Annotated in this window: 9 protein-coding genes; 3 read left to right on the forward strand and 6 right to left on the reverse strand. The window is 59.1% G+C overall.

Annotated elements, in window-relative coordinates; genetic code table 11:
- Positions 1-23: 23 nt before the first annotated feature.
- The 6 genes from DFS28_RS07345 to DFS28_RS07370 all read right to left on the reverse strand — a co-directional run bounded on the left by DFS28_RS07345 (position 24) and on the right by DFS28_RS07370 (position 12,857).
- Entirely contained in the window at positions 24-6,929 is a 6,906-nt protein-coding gene (locus DFS28_RS07345) for a TcdA/TcdB pore-forming domain-containing protein (protein WP_256596854.1), read from the reverse strand.
- A 679-nt stretch (positions 6,930-7,608) separates the two neighbouring features.
- Positions 7,609-9,312, reverse strand: a complete 1,704-nt coding sequence (cobJ, locus tag DFS28_RS07350; protein ID WP_111449199.1) for a precorrin-3B C(17)-methyltransferase — start codon at positions 9,310-9,312, stop codon at positions 7,609-7,611.
- A complete protein-coding gene (locus DFS28_RS07355; RefSeq protein ID WP_111449200.1) occupies positions 9,312-10,043 on the reverse strand; it encodes a precorrin-2 C(20)-methyltransferase in 732 nt (243 codons plus the stop codon). The genes cobJ and DFS28_RS07355 overlap by 1 nt, the downstream gene beginning before the upstream one ends.
- On the reverse strand, positions 10,043-10,669 hold the full coding sequence (locus DFS28_RS07360; RefSeq protein ID WP_111449201.1) for a precorrin-8X methylmutase: 627 nt from the start codon (positions 10,667-10,669) through the stop codon (positions 10,043-10,045). Before DFS28_RS07360 ends, DFS28_RS07355 begins: the two co-directional genes overlap by 1 nt.
- Positions 10,662-11,963, reverse strand: coding sequence for a precorrin-3B synthase (gene cobG, locus DFS28_RS07365; RefSeq protein ID WP_111449202.1), 1,302 nt, complete (start codon positions 11,961-11,963; stop codon positions 10,662-10,664). Before cobG ends, DFS28_RS07360 begins: the two co-directional genes overlap by 8 nt.
- Positions 11,964-12,209: 246 nt before the next feature.
- Positions 12,210-12,857, reverse strand: coding sequence for a hypothetical protein (locus DFS28_RS07370; protein WP_256596816.1), 648 nt, complete (start codon positions 12,855-12,857; stop codon positions 12,210-12,212).
- Positions 12,858-13,103: 246 nt separating this feature from the next.
- Between DFS28_RS07370 and cbiE the strand changes: the two genes are divergently transcribed.
- Genes cbiE through DFS28_RS07385 form a run of 3 tightly spaced genes read left to right on the forward strand, consistent with a single transcriptional unit; the run spans position 13,104 to position 16,136 of the window.
- A complete protein-coding gene (gene cbiE, locus DFS28_RS07375) occupies positions 13,104-14,315 on the forward strand; it encodes a precorrin-6y C5,15-methyltransferase (decarboxylating) subunit CbiE (RefSeq protein ID WP_111449203.1) in 1,212 nt (403 codons plus the stop codon).
- A complete protein-coding gene (locus tag DFS28_RS07380) occupies positions 14,308-15,405 on the forward strand; it encodes a cobalt-precorrin-5B (C(1))-methyltransferase (RefSeq protein ID WP_111449204.1) in 1,098 nt (365 codons plus the stop codon). The genes cbiE and DFS28_RS07380 overlap by 8 nt, the downstream gene beginning before the upstream one ends.
- The gene (locus DFS28_RS07385; protein WP_111449205.1) at positions 15,402-16,136 is read left to right on the forward strand and encodes a cobalt-precorrin-6A reductase; all 735 of its coding nucleotides are present in this window, start codon (positions 15,402-15,404) and stop codon (positions 16,134-16,136) included. The genes DFS28_RS07380 and DFS28_RS07385 overlap by 4 nt, the downstream gene beginning before the upstream one ends.
- The last annotated feature ends 61 nt before the right edge of the window (positions 16,137-16,197 follow it).

Raw genomic sequence — 16,197 nt, forward strand, 5'->3', positions numbered from 1 at the left:
AATGTGTCAGTGGCTGTCAGAACTCAACCTTCTATCGTTTCAACTATTGCGGTGGGCAAAATGTCTTTGAGTAACACACTGCTCGTGCTGCCATTCCTGGCCAGGGCACTCACCAGTGTTGACACCGCGAAGGACTGATAGCCGCTCATCGTCAGAAATACGTTCCGTTGCAAAACGACATCCGTCGAGAACACGTCGCGAAAGATCAAACTGTGTCCGCTGTCGGCATCCACAATCACCAAGTGCTCATCGACCCGGCTTGCCCACAACTGATCCGCAACCACGATATCCCAGATCAGTTTTCCCGGAACCGAGGGCGAGTGGTCGAGCGAAGGGCGGCAATCGACAATGACCGATTGAAGTTTCAACCACGCCGCCCTGGTAAGCCGACAGGTCGTTGAACCCTCACCCATTTTGAGCACCAGGATGCTGACATCATCGGCAATCAGCGGCAGCAGGTCGCTGCCCGTCTTTGGCCCTTCGACCACCAATACTTCGGCGTTGCGCTGGACATAGTCGAGCGGCCCGACCCTGTTGTTTTGCGGATAGGTGTGCAAAAAACCATCCCTGGAGTCATGCAGTATCACGTTGGTTTGATGCTGGGTGCCGACGAGTGTGAATTGCGCAGCGACAGCGGTCTTCGGAATGCGGATCAACCGCCCGGTCCGGACCACGTACCATTGTTGGTAGTCAGGGTCTTCGACGGACAGAAAATCGGCGCATCGATGTTCATTCGCCAGCGCCGCCAACCCCTCGCTCAACTCACCTTCCAGCGCCGCGACCCAATGGCTGTCAACGCCCGTAATCCGTGCCGGTGCGTTGTACTGTAAATCCACCTCCACACCTTCAAGCGTCGTGGCCCTCAGACCAGCGCCTTCTACTGTTACATCGCTAAACGTCCAGCTCGCCCATTCCTGCGTCGCGGCTGGCAATGCCGCAGGCGTTAACAGTTTCGTTCCCTGGGCAAATGCTGTGCTCAAGTGCTCTGGATCGATAAAACCCTGGCGGACAATCTTCCCGGTAGATAGATCAAACAGCCAGGTGGCCTGATTGTCTGGAGTAATACTCAGCAACCGTACTTCTTTGCCGTGCCCCATTTCAGCGAGCAGCAGCCGACCATCCAGGTACCAGGCGCACAAGGCATCGCCCTTGAAACCGGTCAAACCCAGGATGGCAAAACTCGGCACTGGGTGTTGCAACGCAACCGCTTCCAGCGCCAACCACCATTGGGTTTTATCCTTGAGCCAATGCTCGGTCAGCCCGCCAAATCTCAGGTTCCCGTGCGGCGTAATGTCAAAGAACAGACCCGCGTCGGTCAGGACGAGATAGTCCCGCTCAACGGCGACAACATTTTTCAGCCCAAGGGGGGAGATGTTGCTGGTCGACCATTGTGCACGACCATCCACCATCAACCTTTGCTGGCACATGAGGCGTTGGTGAAGTTTGTCGTAGGTAACGAACACTTCGCCCTCGGCACCGGCGGGAGCGATAAGCACAAGATCACTCAAGACTTTGATCGAGTCTGCCCATCCTCGTGCACGGTGACGCCTGGCAGGTGCACGAATAATCAACCCATCACCGCTGCGCACCCAGACCAGATCCCGCAACTCGGCATTGATCTGCCAACAAATCGAAACCAGTGCAGCGGGACGCCAGTTCACCGTATTGGTGGACTCCAGCGGCAGGTGATAGTCGCCCAGTACGTGCTTCCAGTCCGTCAGCGTGTCGGCCTCTAAAAGAGACTGAAGTGCAGGATCCTGACCGCGGGTGATCGAACTGAGCAACACGCTCCGGTCATGGATCACATAGGTCAGTTCATCGCGCTGGCCGTCCTTTCCAGTGAGCCGCTGCACGATCTGAATGCCGCCATTGGCCACGGCCTCAAAGCGGACAATCGCCACGCCAGTTCTGTAAAGCAATCGATAGCGCTGAACCAGCGTCCCGGTGGTCGCATTGACCTGCCAGACATAGAAATCATCGGGATGATAGAAGTAAGCCGAACCCTCCAACACTGCGCCCAATACCACCTCGTCGGACAACAGCACCTGCGGGTCGCGGATGTACAGAAAACGATCCTGAGCCGAGTCGTAATACGCGACGACTGTCCTGGGTTCGTCCGGCTTTTCATAGGGCACCACAAAGTTGTGAACCGGGGTATAAGGCATGGCCAGGCGATGTTCACTGGCCAATGACTTGAAGTGATCCAGCAACGCTTGCTCCCCAAGCGCCGGATCGGCCACTTCTTCGACCACCTCCATGCGCAGGGCGGCAAGATCCACGCGCAGGATTTTGTTATCCGCAAGCTTGAGCAATACATGGTGAACACCACTGCCACTGAAGGTCACATCCAATGCCCCCGAGACTAGGCGCCCCCCGGCCTCTATCCGGATATCTGCCTCCACCAGCCATGGCGTCAGCAGCACCCACTGCATCGCAATCTGACCGGGTGCGGCGAGTTCAAGGCTCACCCCGGGATTGAGCAGCACGGAACATTGGGCCCCTGCGCCTTCTACTCGGTAGGACACCAGCCCGTGCCACATTTTCGGCAGCGCAGGTACTGCCAGTGAACGCTCGACATTATCGAGACGAACATTGAAGACCGTTGGCTTGTAGACCGGATTCAACCGGTTGACCACGTACTCTCCGGGAAACGAATAGAACGAAAACAGAAACTGCCATTGCCCCTGTTCGTTCTTTTTTTCCAGTCGACGTGCCGTGTCGTAACCGTCGGCATGACGAAACGTGACAAAAGGCAGCAATTTGTATTCGTAGGCGTACCAGGTCTTGGGGGTGCAGGGCAGAACGATTGTCTGTCCTGCCTGTGGGAAGAAACGCGCCGAGTCCGGCAACCCAAGCCCCTGGCGAATATCGGTGGCGCGCTCGTAATCCTCATCGAAATCCGGAACCCCGAAATGGTCCCGAAGCGGGAACAGTTTCGGGCTGTCGAAATGGACGGTGGATGCGCGTAAATCCAGATCGGCAAATACCAGCAAGGGATGCGCTATCCAGGCATTCGAGGCCTTGTCCAGGTGATAGCCGCCTTGCAAGTACGCCTTTTCCAGCCCATCAAAAAACAGCGCGACCTCCTTGGCTTCCTCGGCAATGGTGGCAAAACCTTCGGCCAGCGCCGTAATGCCTACCGCCAGCCCGCCAAGAATCACCCCGCCCCCTCCCAGCACCGCAGCCACCGTACCCGCGCCAGCCAGTGCCGCACCCAGACCGGCTACGCCGACCACCGCGCTCACGGAATCAAAGGCCAACTGCGTGCCGAACTGCGCCCTCTCAATGTCATTGGTGGCGTGGCTTAACTGATAAATATCAAACCCGACATTCACCAGCCCCAGCACAGTACCGACGCCTTCATTGGCGATATGCCCCAAGGCCTTTTGCACCAACGGTGCGCTAGTGCGGGCGATCAGCTTTTCATCGTTCAGGGCCTGACGCACCAGGTTCACTACGCCGATCACATCCACGATGTTGCCGTGGGCCAGTTGGGCATAGTTCACGTAGGCATGCAGGCGAATGGCGGTGGTCAGGGCCTTGTCACTACCGCTGGCCGCGCCCTCGTGGTGTCGTAGCGCATTCATCAGGGCTTGTACGGTGAACCCGGCATTGAGCGTATGAACGCTGCTGGCCTCCGTCGGATCAAGCGGACTGACCGATGCACGCGGGCGAGCGGCCAATGAATTGAAGGTTTCGGAGAGGAATTTTTTAATTCTCAGAAACCGGTGATCGCTGGTGGTGACACGCACGGTCTTCTCGGAAACGGGGTTAAGCACACTGATTTCGAATCCCCCTGTCGGGGTTATCTCCAGCGTCTCGAACAGCGCAACAGAATCCGACGCCAGCCCGTGTTGCTCCTGCAACTGCCGTGTCGCCTGCGCGATCTGCCCACCCCACCAGTGCGCGTCCAGTTCCAGCAATGAACTGCCCAGCGCCGCATTGTTGACCAGCGACCGTCCCCGGGCACTGGCCAGCCGTTGTCTTACACGGGGCACCGTTTGCTCAGGCAGCGCGCCTGACTCCGACAGGCTTGAAACCTCAATACCGGAGGCAAGTACCCTCTTGTTCAGTTTTGCACCATCGAGCTCGATCAGATCAAAGGTCGGCCGTTGCGCATCGCCAAAGGCTGCGTAATGCATGGCCATTTTTTTGCGCAGGAAAAAGTCCGTCAATGCGCCCCTGAACGCCAACGACGTACCAATCTCGTAGGTCCCTAAATTCGGGTCGTAGAACAGGTAATTGCTGCGTTCGCCTTCAAAGATTTTCGCCACTAGCATCGAGTGGTTGTCCGAATTGAGCATCAGGGTCGTGCTGGCCGTTTTTTCTTCCAGTATCGCTACGACCTGAGCGAGATCTGAGCGCATCAGTGGTTTGCCTATGTCATTGACAGGCGCGTCACGCAACTCCTCGATCATGCTCACAAATGCCTTTGAATCCGCGTCCTCAGAATTGATGACGGTCAGAAAAAAGCGCGCCCTCAAGGTATGTGCCGCCGTGTTGCTTTTGTGGAGCGCCGCCGCCATAGCCAGAGCCAGTGGGTAACAGCGCCCGGCAACCCGGTCGCCTGCACCTTTGAGCAACAAATCCTGTGGCGCAATTTTAAAGGTGTTGTCCTTGAAGCTCCCCAGCACTTCACCGGTTCGTTCGATGACCCGGTCGCGGTACTCGAGTTTCGCCACATGCTGAATTCTGGCCACCGAGCGTCCCCATTCCAGCAGGGTCAGTGGGCGTGCGAGCGCCTGCTTCTTGAGATCGACACTGGTTTCAGACAGGGCCACGGACGGATTGGAAGCCCCCTTCAATCCGGCAAGGAAAGCCGGATGACTTTGCTTGAACAGCTCCTGTTCAATGGCTCCGTAACGGTGGATGACCCCCATGTCCGACATCGAGTTGGCAAGGTTTTCAAGCGTTGCACTGGCGGCATCAAAATGCTTTTTATCCAGTGTATTGACCCCCAACAGCCCCCCCAGCAACAGATATTGCAGCGGGTTTAATTTCATACTGATAAGCGGGTCTTTAGCGGTCTGACTCAGCAGTTCATCCACCGACAGGTTTTGTGTCGCTGCCTCCGCAGGGGGAGTCAGGGGATGGCTTCTGACATCCTGAGCAATGATTGCTTGCCGGTCATCGAAGCTCAGGGACCATGGTTTTTCAAACGTCACGCTGCCGTTGCGGCGCTGACTCATTGCCTTGCGAAATGGCTCACCGAGATCATCGGCCAGTTGCTGCAACAGATCAGTGATCAACACATGACGACCTTCGATCACCGGCCAGCCTTCATCGAAATCAATGCTCTGGTACTTGAGCAGTTGTGCGACATCGCCGACATAGCGGGTTTTGAACTGCCCGGCCTCCCAATGCTGCTGTTCTCTATTCAGCCATTGAGCCATGTCACTCTCGTTCTCCTTCCAGGAGTGATCCTGCTCTTCCTCGGTCGCCCGGTTGACGGTGGCGATGGCGGGGATGAGGACTTCAGCTCTCGAAGCTTCAGCGCCCCGTGGGGTGAAATGCATCTTCTCGTAATCCGTCAGACCATTGCGCATCGCTGCAGGCCCGGTCAGTTGAATCGTCACTTCACTCAGTGGACGGATACCGTCGCTGTAGTAATCAGAGGCAGCTCTGATCAAACCCCTGCCCGCTGATTGCTCCTCCGGTGACAATTCAAACAAGGGCCCGAACCTTTTCTCGACCACTTCATTGGCAACGTCATGGATAGCCTGAAAGTCGTTAAGCGCAATCTTTCTTTCAGTGACTAACCGAGTGGTGGCATCCACCACCTCATAGTTCAGCCTGAAACGGTCAAGTATGGCCTTGAGCATTGCTGACCCGGAATGAGCCATCATGAACGCGTTACTCAACGCGCCTTGGTCGACGACGGCACGCAGTCCATCCGGTCGCACCTGACGTTCAACCGGGCGCCGGAAAACACTGGCGAGATCGGGCTTGCTCTTGGCAAAACGCTCCAGCGCCTCATAGTGCTCCAGGGGAATTCGCTCGAAATAGTTTTTGTACTTGCTGCGTATAACCTGCCGCCCCGGCATCCACTCAGGACTGTGGTCAAGTATCAACTGCAAAACACCCAGGCGTGCATTCAGCTCAAACCGACTGATGTCCACCCCGCCCAACGATTCCAACAGAGGAGGCAGGTTGTCGACATCGGCATAACTGCCACCGTCGGCGAACAGCGCCTCGACGCGGACAATGTCGGAGGCGGCAGCAAAGTTGCCACGCAAGCGTATTTCTCTCGCGTAGATGTCCTGCAAGTACAACGGTGTCGCCTCGGTGGCGAGATCGCGAAGGACAATACCGCCCTCTTTCAACGACAACAGACTCTGGCGATTTGTTTCCCTGAGTGCTTTCAACCGTCCTTCATCTTGGCTATAGGCTCTCACTAACAGATCGATCCTGGCGTTGTCGGCGCTCTCACCGCTCTCTACCGCTTTATTAATGTGCGCAAACATTTGTTGCTTGAGAGCGATGACCCGCTCTTCATACCTGTCGCCTAATTCAAAAGCGTTACTACTGGCCTGCCCGCCATTAAGCATGGCGTCAGCCTTGGCCGCCTCGACAATGATCCGATTGGTTTCGTACGCCAGCAATGCATCGCTGTCATACCAGAGTTTGAGGGTGTAACCCTGCCCAGCCAGGGTCTGTTTCCAGATATTGATGTAGTCGCGCTGGATATCGCCCAAACCGCCGCCGAGCCAGACAAAGTGCAGAGTGTCAGGAACATTGGTTTTGGACATTTGTAACTGCTGCGCACCGTTCGACAAACGAGCCTCGAAACCTTCGAGCCGTTCGTAGATGTCTACCACATCGGGGGCAGGGCTTTGGGGAGGAAGCGATTCAGTCGTTCGTCGTTGTCGACCCTCAGGCCCGACCAGAGATGCCAAAGCCTGCTTCAACAGGCCCAGCGGCTCCAGCATCCTGGGCGAATCGAGTAAATCGATGCAGCCAGAGTAATACCTGAGGATGGCGTCATACTCCTCGGTACCTTTGTGCGAAATCAACGCCTGTTGAAGATCTTCAAGATTAAAAAGTTTTGCAAACCTTACATACTCTCCGACATACGACACATCCAAATAATTATTAGACAAGACACTCTCCAGCTTCAATACATGCAATTAAGTTCCGAAAGCCAGCCGCGCAAATACCGCTCAACGACAATGGCAGCTCTTTTGTATTTTTGAACGAGACCAGATCAATACGCGAAGCAATTGCTTCACATGAGACAAAACTAAATCGTAAAAACAGCCACTTCAAACCCGAAGAAATTCAATTAATTTCAATACAATCAAATTTGAAAAAAATAAAACCTTATATTGCGGACCTAAATAAGCGCACTTAGACAAACAACATCGCGCGAACCATCAGCAAACAGCCGGCATTGTGACTCATGCGCAACGCCGAAGTGTTCGACTGCAAAGAAAGCATTGGATAACGGAAGAAAGCAGCGACAGAAAACAGTATTAATTCTTCGTGGCGAGAGTCATGAATCCCACAACGACTGGTGAAATAAATGACGCATCAACGCCAAAGTGAAAGTGCCGACGAGCAGACGGGAATGTATCAATTGAAAAGCGGCCCACGCGGGGCCGCTGTGGTTCAGGAGGCAGGCTTGATGCCGTACCAACGCGGCGTATACACCCATTCGCCACCCTCGGCACGAGGGAACACGCAGGTGGTGGATGAACCGATCAGCACCATGGTGCGCATATCGACCTGGTCGGGGGTCAGTTCGCCGAGGGTGGTAACCCGCAACGTCTGGCCAGGACGGCCAATGTCTCGCCCCAGCACCACCACCGTTTCCGGTGTGCGATGCCGGCCGACGATTTCCAGCGCCTGGCCCAGTTGCCACGGCCGCGCACGGGAGATCGGGTTGTAGAACGCCAGCGCCAGATCAGCTTCGGCGGCCAAGTCCAGGCGCTTCTCGATGATTGCCCAAGGCTTGAGGTTGTCCGACAGCGACATCACGCAGAAGTCATGCCCCAACGGCGCACCGGCCTGTGCAGCGGTCGCCAGCGAAGCGGAGACACCCGGCAGGATTTCCAGGTCGACGCTGTGCCAGCTCGGCTCACTCGACTCATGCAACGCTTCAAGCACCGCCGCCGCCATGGCGAACACACCGGGGTCACCGGATGAAACCACAATCACCGAACGGCCTTGCGCCGCCAGCTCGAAGGCGTGGCGGGCACGTTGCATCTCTTCGCGGTTGTCAGTGCAATGCAGCACCTGGTCTTCGCGGAACGGTCCGGCCATGCGCACGTAGGTTTCGTATCCGAGTACGTCGGTGGCCCTGGCCAGCTCAGCCTTGACCGCTGGCACCATCAGTTCGGCGGCGCCAGGGCCCAGACCGATGACCGCCAAACGACCGCGTGCCCGGCCGATCTGCGCAGCGTCCAGCGGCTCAGTGGCCACCGCGATGGCAATGCCGGTATCCGCTGACACGATGGTCGCGTTCGGCACGGTGTGGCGGGACAACTCGCTAACGCCGCCGCTGACCGACGCAAAACGCAGCGGCACGCCCAGCTCTAGTGCCGCTTCGCGCAGCGCCGAATTGGCCATGTGCAGGTCGCTGGCCAACAGGCACGCCACCGATTGCACGGCGATGTTGGCTTGATGCAGGGTCGCGCGAATGACGCCTGACAGATCCGCGACCTCACCGCTCACCGCCACCAACACATTGCGCGGGTAGATCATCAATTCATTGGCCGCAGGCGCACGTTCGGCATGGCCAACATGGATCGACAACTGCGCATGAGGATCTTGCGGCAGCTGCGCCTGCGCCAGCCACGGCGCAGCCCCTTCGACGCGTACGCTTCGGCCGGCGAGCAAATCCGAGACGAAGCGCTTGCCCAGTTCCAGATCGCCGAGGGCGTAGCCGCTGGGTGGATTGAGCAGGCAGGTGCCGAAGCGCAATTCACCGCTGGTGGTGATCGCCGCAGCCACCTCGAGACCGGCAGCAATCTCGCGCGCCATGACGTTCACGCCACCAAGGCCGCCGAGCAGCGGCACCACGGCGCTGCCGTCTTCAGCCACGGCCAGCACGGGCGGCTCGGCGCCTTTTTCCAGCAGTAACGGCGCCAGGGTGCGGATCACGATGCCGGCCGCACACAAGGCGATAATCGGCGTGTCCTGCTGATAGAGCTCACGCAAGGTGGCGCCGAATTCGTGATAGACGCGGTCCGCGCCGTCCACCCGTTCGGCCAGGCCATGGATCAATGCGCCAGGGTACAGCTGCGCAATCTTGCGCGCAGTCGCGAGGCTGCCATTGCCCAGAATGACAATCGCCGGTACTGGACGGGCCATCAGCCTTGCCACCGTTCGCCGGGCACAATGATCAGCGAGAAGTACGGAGAGGACATCGGCTCGACCTGGTCCAGCGGGACGATTTTCTGGTTGGCCATGGTCGCGCGTTCGACGTACAGCGCACGCCCCGCCAGCCCGAGCTCTTCGAGCACCTGACGAACCTTGGGAAAGTTGCGCCCCAGCTTCATGATCACGGCGGCATCGGCATCGGCCAGACGACGCTTGAGATCGTCGGCAGGCAATACGCCCGACAACACCGACAAACTCTGATTGCGATACACCAGCGGCGCGCCCAGTACCGAGGCACCGCCAAGCATTGAGCAAACACCCGGCACGACTTCGGCTTCATAGCGCTCGGCCAGTCGATCGTGCAGGTACATGTAGGAGCCGTAAAAGAACGGATCGCCTTCACAGATCACCGCCACGTCACGGCCAGCGTCCAGGTGCGCGGCCAGTTCTTCGCCGGCCGCATCGTAGAAATCGCTGATCACTTGTTCATACGACAGCGGCGCCGGAAGCGCCTCGGTGGTCACCGGATACACCAGCGGCAGCAGCGTTTGCGCGTCCTGCAAATGCGCCTCGATGATGCCGAAAGCATTGCCCTTTTTGCCCTTGGCGACGAAGTACGCCACCACCGGCGATTCGCGCAGCAGGCGCAGGGCTTTGACGGTAATCAGTTCCGGATCACCGGGGCCGACGCCCAGGCCGATCAGACGTCCAGGTTGCTGCATCATTCGATCTCCGTGGCGAGGGCATTGACGGCGGCGGCGGCCATGGCGCTACCGCCCAGCCGGCCTTGCATGATGACGAAAGGCACGCCACGGCTGTCCGCCGCGAGCGCTGCCTTGGATTCGGCGGCGCCAACGAAACCCACCGGGAAGCCGAGGATCAGCGCCGGTTTCGGTGCGCCGGCGTCGAGCATTTCCAGCAGATAAAACAGTGCGGTGGGCGCGTTGCCGATCACCACCACGCTGCCTTCAAGGTGCGGGCGCCATAGCTCCAGGGCGGCGGCGGAACGGGTGTTGCCCAGCTCACGGGCAAGCTCCGGAACACTGTCATCGCGCAGGGTGCAGATGACTTGGTTGTTCGCAGGCAAACGCGTGCGGGTCACGCCTTCGCTGACCATCCGCGCATCGCACAGGATCGGTGCACCAGCGGCCAGCGCATCACGCCCGGCCTTGCCCGCGCCTTCGGAAAATTGCAGGCCGTCGATGGCGTCGACCATGCCGCAGGCGTGGATCACACGGACCGCGAGTTTCTCCAGATCGGGCGGAATACGCGCAAGGTTGGCCTCGGCACGAATGATCGCGAAGGAGTTGCGATAGATCTCCTGACCGTCGCGGATGTAATCAAGCATCAAGGGGGCTCCGTGAGCGGTCGTCGAGCAAGGCTGCGACCGCTTCAATAGTAAGGTTGCGTGCGTGCAGCGCGCCGAAACCCGGCAGCGCTGCATCGCGAAAATAGAGGTCGTAGTGACCGGGGGCGACGGCCAGTAACGTGACCGGCACCCGATGGGCGGCGGCGCAGGAACGCGGGCAGCCAGACAAATGCACCGTTTGATCGTGACGTCGCAACAGCGCCGCCAATTGCAAGGCGTCGCTCTTGGTATCGGTCAGGCCTTTGCCGCAGCCAGCGGAGCCCGTGCAGGCGATCAACCGTGACAAGGGCTGACCGGCCTTGCACAGCAGGCCCAGTTGCTCCAGACGCCCAATGACTTCGGGCGCCCGTTCTTTTCGAACATTGGGCAGCAACAGACTTTGCCATGGGGTGAAACGCAGGCTCGCGTCGCCGAACTCGCGCGCCAGTTGTGCCGCGCCTCTGAGCATGACGGGATCGAGCCGCCCCAAAGGAGGTACGGCACCGATATAGACATATTCGGTTCCAGCCTGCGGATGAACGCCAATGTGCAGAGCATCCTGGCTCAATGAACGGCGCCAATCGGTGATCGACTTCAAGGACACTCGTTCGGCCAAACGAGCAAGAAACGCTGCAAACGGGTATTCGGCCAGCAAATGACGCATCCGCGTTTGATCAGGACGCGCCAGTTCAAGAAACAACTCCAGCACCGCAACGACCAGCGCATGCCCCTGCTCAAGTGGCACCGCGCCTGCGGGCCTGTCCGTGGGGCAACCCGCGAAACCGAACACCAGCAACCACTCGCCACCTCGCTCAACCGCAGACAACCACAGATCATGCGGGTGTTCGAGCATCGCCAACGCCTCGCCGCCATCGAGTTGCACCGCAAACTTGGCACTGAGTTCGTGGAAACGTTCGTGGCTTTGCAGGGTGACAAGGATCTGTTCCGCCAGCTCACGCGTATCAAAGAGCATGCACCGATCAATCCCGGCGCTCGGGCTGAGCATCAGATTGCGTACATCGTCGCCCGTCGCGGTACGCGGACCCAATCCAGCGGCGAGCAGGCTGTCGATCAGTGCCGTCTGTTCGCTGCCGATCCCGCGAATCTGCAGGTTGGCCCGATTGGTCGCCTCGATCACGCCCCCCGCAAACTGTTCAGCCGCGCTGGCCACCGCTTCAGCCTGGGCTGCGCTGATCGAGCCGCCGTTCAATTTGATCCGACAGATGCCGCCATCCAGCGCCGGGACGATACGCAGCAACCCCGGGCAAGCCGAGGGACGCAAAGCGGTGGACATCGGGCGTTCGTTCAAGGAATGGACCGGCTGGCTGGCAGCGCTGTGGTGGGCGAAAGGTCGCCATTATGCCTGCTTTGCCCGAGCGCATGAAAATGCCTGCCGGTCGGATTCCGCCTTTCAGGTCATCCGAAAGCGTAACGAACGCCCCGCCCCTTGGGTAACGCTGTTCACTTAAGCGCGGCGTCCACAGGCTCTAGCTCGACTGAAGAATGTCTTAAGTGAACAGCATCACGCCCCTTGGACGCGTTACAGCTCATAGTTCTCGAAATTGAATTTAATGCCTTCCAGCGCCTTTTCCACGCTGGATCGACGAGCGTCCATGACCCGCCGTGAGATCACCACCTTTCGCGCCAGAACATCCAGCTGATTCATGACTTGCGACACCTCCCAAAAAAGGTATCCGGTATTCATGCTTGACTTGATGAACCTGATATTACTGACCACCAACTCCATATCTCCATTTACGTTGTAGCTGATCGGCATAATCTTGAAGTCGAATATCTTTCCACTTACGCCCTTGGCTTTCTTTAATAGCTCAACGTCTTTTTCCAGCGTAGCAAGCCCCAGACTAACCCCATTGACCTGCTCGCGACTTAGAAGAGGAGACGCCAGCTTCGACCATATTTGCCGCACACTTCCGTCGAATTGCGTTTGAACGTGTTCAATCGGCGGATGATCACGATTCCAGCCATGCGACCACAATACATCGGTGTAATAATCGGTCCAGCGCCCAGGCTCGGTGGCGCTGTTGTAAGTAATGTCCGCTTGTCTTTGTGCCAAATAAGTACAATTCAATGCGAACTGATAATCCTCGTGTGATTGCCCTTGAACACCGGTCAGCAAAATATCGCCCACCAAAGTTGCATCATGTTTAATATCACCGGTCATATCCATATCCCTTAACTCCATCATGGCGAATATCCATTAATTTGAAAGTTGTGACTGGAAAAGAATGCCTTACAGCAAACTTCAAAATTGATCCAAAAAACAAAATAGCAAAACCCGCCAATAACCCAATACGTTTTCAGCCACATAAGTTTTCAATACAGCCCCCTCTCTCCCGACAATAGAGCAGCGCCAATTAACAGAAGTCGCGTTATCATGCGGCCCTTGAACATGAACCCTGGATTAAGGAACGGCATGACACCCTGGCTAACGGTTGTGGGAATCGGTGAAGACGGCTTCAAGGGCCTGGGCAAGAATGCCCGTCGTGCCCTGTTGGGCGCCTCGCGGATCTTCGGCAGCCAGCGGCAACTGGATTTGTTGCCCGTGTGCATTCGCGGCGAACGCCAGTTCTGGCCCAGCCCGTTTTCCCTTGAACCAGTGCTGGCGCTGCGTGGCGAGCCGGTGTGTGTATTGGCCAGCGGCGACCCGATGTTCTTTGGCGTCGGTGCCAGCCTGGCGCGTCAACTGCCCGGCGCAGAAATGCTGATCCTGCCCGCCCCGTCTTCCGTGTCACTGGCGGCCGCTCGCCTGGGCTGGCCGTTGCAGGACGTGGTGACCCTTTCAGTGGTCGCCCGCCCCGTCGCCGCGCTCAACGCTCACCTGTTCAGTGGCGTGCGCTTGCTGGTGTTGAGCAACGACGGCCAGAGCCCGGCGGCCATCGCGGCGCTGCTGCGTGAGCGTGGTTTCGGGCCGAGTCGCCTCACCGTGCTGGAACATCTGGGCGGCGAAGCCGAGCGACGTATCGAGGGTGTTGCCAACGACTGGAATGAACCGGTGATCGCCGATTTGAACCTGATCGCCATCGAATGCATCGCCGAACCGAACACGCCGCGCCTGTCCCGACTGGCCGGCCTGCCGGATTCCGCTTTCAAGCACGACGGCCAACTGACCAAGCGCGATGTGCGCGCCATCACCCTCGCGCGCCTCGCTCCGGTTCCCGGCGAACTGCTGTGGGACGTCGGCGCTGGCAGCGGTTCGATCGGCATCGAGTGGATGCGCGCTCATCCGAGCTGCCGGGCGCTGGCCGTCGAAGCGGATGAAGGTCGGCAGTTGTTGATCGAACACAACCGCGAGGCCTTGGGCGTGCCCGGCCTGCAATTGATTCGCGGCAGTGCGCCACAAGCCTTGACCGGGCTGGAACGCCCGGACGCAATTTTCATCGGCGGCGGCGTCACCCGCGAAGGCGTGCTCGAAACCTGCTGGGCACAACTCAAACCCGGCGGCCGGTTGATCGCTAACGCCGTCACCCTGCAAAGCGAAGTGACCCTGATGGCCTGGCGCGAACGGCATGGCGGTGAACTGACCCGCATCCACGTCGCTCAGGCGCAACCCTTGGGCGAGTTCGACACCTGGCGTCAGGCGCTACCGATTACCTTGCTGGACGTGACGAAACCCCTCGATGCGTGACGAAACCGCCGAACAACCCGCCCCGCTACGCAGCGGCCTGACCACCGGCAGCTGCGCCACGGCCACCAGCCTCGCGGCGGCACGCCTGCTGCTCAGTGGCGTCGAAGCGGACGCCGTCGAAATCATTCTGCCCAAAGGCAAACGGGTGCAGATGCGCCTGGAATTCTGTCGGCTGATGAATGACGGCGCCGAAGCCGGAACGATCAAGGACGCCGGCGACGACCCCGACGTGACTCACGGCGCCCTGCTGTTTTCCCAGGTGCGCCTGCACAGCGAGCCGGGCATTCGCTTCAGCGCCGGCCGTGGCGTGGGCACCGTCACCCGGCCGGGGCTGGTGCTGGGCGTCGGCGAACCCGCGATCAACCCGGTGCCGCGCAAGATGATTACCGACCACCTGACGCTGTTGGCCGAAGAGCTTGATTACCCGGGCGGTTTCGAGGTCACGGTGAATGTCGAGGACGGCGAAGCCCTGGCGCTGAAAACCATGAATCCGCGGCTGGGCATTCTCGGCGGTTTGTCGATCCTCGGCACCAGCGGCATCGTCCGGCCGTTTTCCTGCGCCGCGTACATCGCCTCGATCCATCAGGGCATCGACGTCGCCAAAACCAACGGCTACCTGCACATCGCCGCGTGCACCGGCAACGCCAGCGAAGACACCATGCGCCGGGTCTACGACTTGCCGGAAATCGCCCTGATCGAAATGGGCGACTTCGTCGGTGCGGTGCTCAAACATCTGCGCAAAGTGCCTGTGGATAAACTCAGCCTCTGCGGCGGCTTCGGCAAGATCAGCAAACTGGCCGCCGGGCACATGGATTTGCACAGTCGGCATTCGAGCATCGACCTGCCGCAATTGGCTGAGTGGGCGGCGGCGATTGGCGCCGATGAGGCGTTGCAGCAAGGGATTCGCGAGGCCAACACCAGCCAGCAAGCCTTGGCAATGGCCAGCGCTGCCGGGATCGCCCTGGGTGATGCGGTGTGTCAGCACGCGCTGGACTTTGCCCGCAGCGTGGTGCCGACGCAGGTTCAGGTCGAAGTGTTCGCCATCGATCGCCAGGGCGGGATTGTTGGCCATGCGGGAGCTTTTCAATGAAGCGCGTGTTGTTGCTGGGTGGCGTGACGGAAGCCTTGGCCATCGCCCGGACCCTCGGGCCGGAACACATCTATAGCCTGGCCGGCGTGGGGCGTGTGCCGACCGATCTTGACTGTCAGGTTCGCGTTGGCGGCTACGGCGGCGCCGAAGGGCTGGCGCAGTTCATTCGAGGTGAAGGGATCGACCTACTGCTGGATGCCACCCATCCCTACGCCGCACAAATCAGCCAGAACGCCGCTACCGCTGCGCGGTTGAGCGGTATTGCCTGCTGGGCCCTGCGGCGCCCGGCCTGGCAACCACAGGCCGGCGATGACTGGCGAGATGTCAGCGACTGGGCCGGGTTGATCAAGGCCCTCAAACCTTTCCGCAGACCGTTGTTCACCCTCGGTCGCGAACCCTTGCAGCATCTGCATGAAATCCCGCCAGAGCAATTCTGGACCTTGCGCGCACTGGACGTTTACCCGAGCAATGAACGCTGCGAAGTGATCGGCGCGCGTGGGCCGTTTCTGATCGAGGATGAACGTGCGCTGTTTGAACGTCGGCAGATTGATGTACTGATCAGCAAGAACAGCGGCAGCACCGCGACCGAGCCGAAGCTGGAAGTGGCACGGGAGCGTGGGGTACCGGTGATTGTTTTGCAGCGGCCAGTGTTGCCGGGGGTTGATCGGGAGTTTGGGGCGGTGGATGACGTGTTGGCAGCCCTGGCGAAGCGCAATCTAACGGACGAATAAATCATTGTGGAGAGGGGGCTTGTCGGAATGCCGCATCACCCCGTTGGGCTGCGCAGCAGCC

Source organism: Pseudomonas sp. 478 (genome assembly GCF_003254125.1).
Taxonomy (GTDB): Bacteria; Pseudomonadota; Gammaproteobacteria; order Pseudomonadales; family Pseudomonadaceae; genus Aquipseudomonas.

Bases quoted from the DNA above. Each gene is read 5' to 3' on its own strand.
- DFS28_RS07345 (WP_256596854.1), bottom strand. From the start codon at position 6,929: ATGCTGGAGCCGCTGGGCCTGTTGAAGCAGGCTTTGGCATCTCTGGTC.
- cobJ (WP_111449199.1), bottom strand. From the start codon at position 9,312: ATGGCCCGTCCAGTACCGGCGATTGTCATTCTGGGCAATGGCAGCCTC.
- DFS28_RS07355 (WP_111449200.1), bottom strand. From the start codon at position 10,043: ATGCAGCAACCTGGACGTCTGATCGGCCTGGGCGTCGGCCCCGGTGAT.
- DFS28_RS07360 (WP_111449201.1), bottom strand. From the start codon at position 10,669: ATGCTTGATTACATCCGCGACGGTCAGGAGATCTATCGCAACTCCTTC.
- cobG (WP_111449202.1), bottom strand. From the start codon at position 11,963: ATGTCCACCGCTTTGCGTCCCTCGGCTTGCCCGGGGTTGCTGCGTATC.
- DFS28_RS07370 (WP_256596816.1), bottom strand. From the start codon at position 12,857: ATGGATATGACCGGTGATATTAAACATGATGCAACTTTGGTGGGCGAT.
- cbiE (WP_111449203.1), top strand. From the start codon at position 13,104: ATGACACCCTGGCTAACGGTTGTGGGAATCGGTGAAGACGGCTTCAAG.
- DFS28_RS07380 (WP_111449204.1), top strand. From the start codon at position 14,308: ATGCGTGACGAAACCGCCGAACAACCCGCCCCGCTACGCAGCGGCCTG.
- DFS28_RS07385 (WP_111449205.1), top strand. From the start codon at position 15,402: ATGAAGCGCGTGTTGTTGCTGGGTGGCGTGACGGAAGCCTTGGCCATC.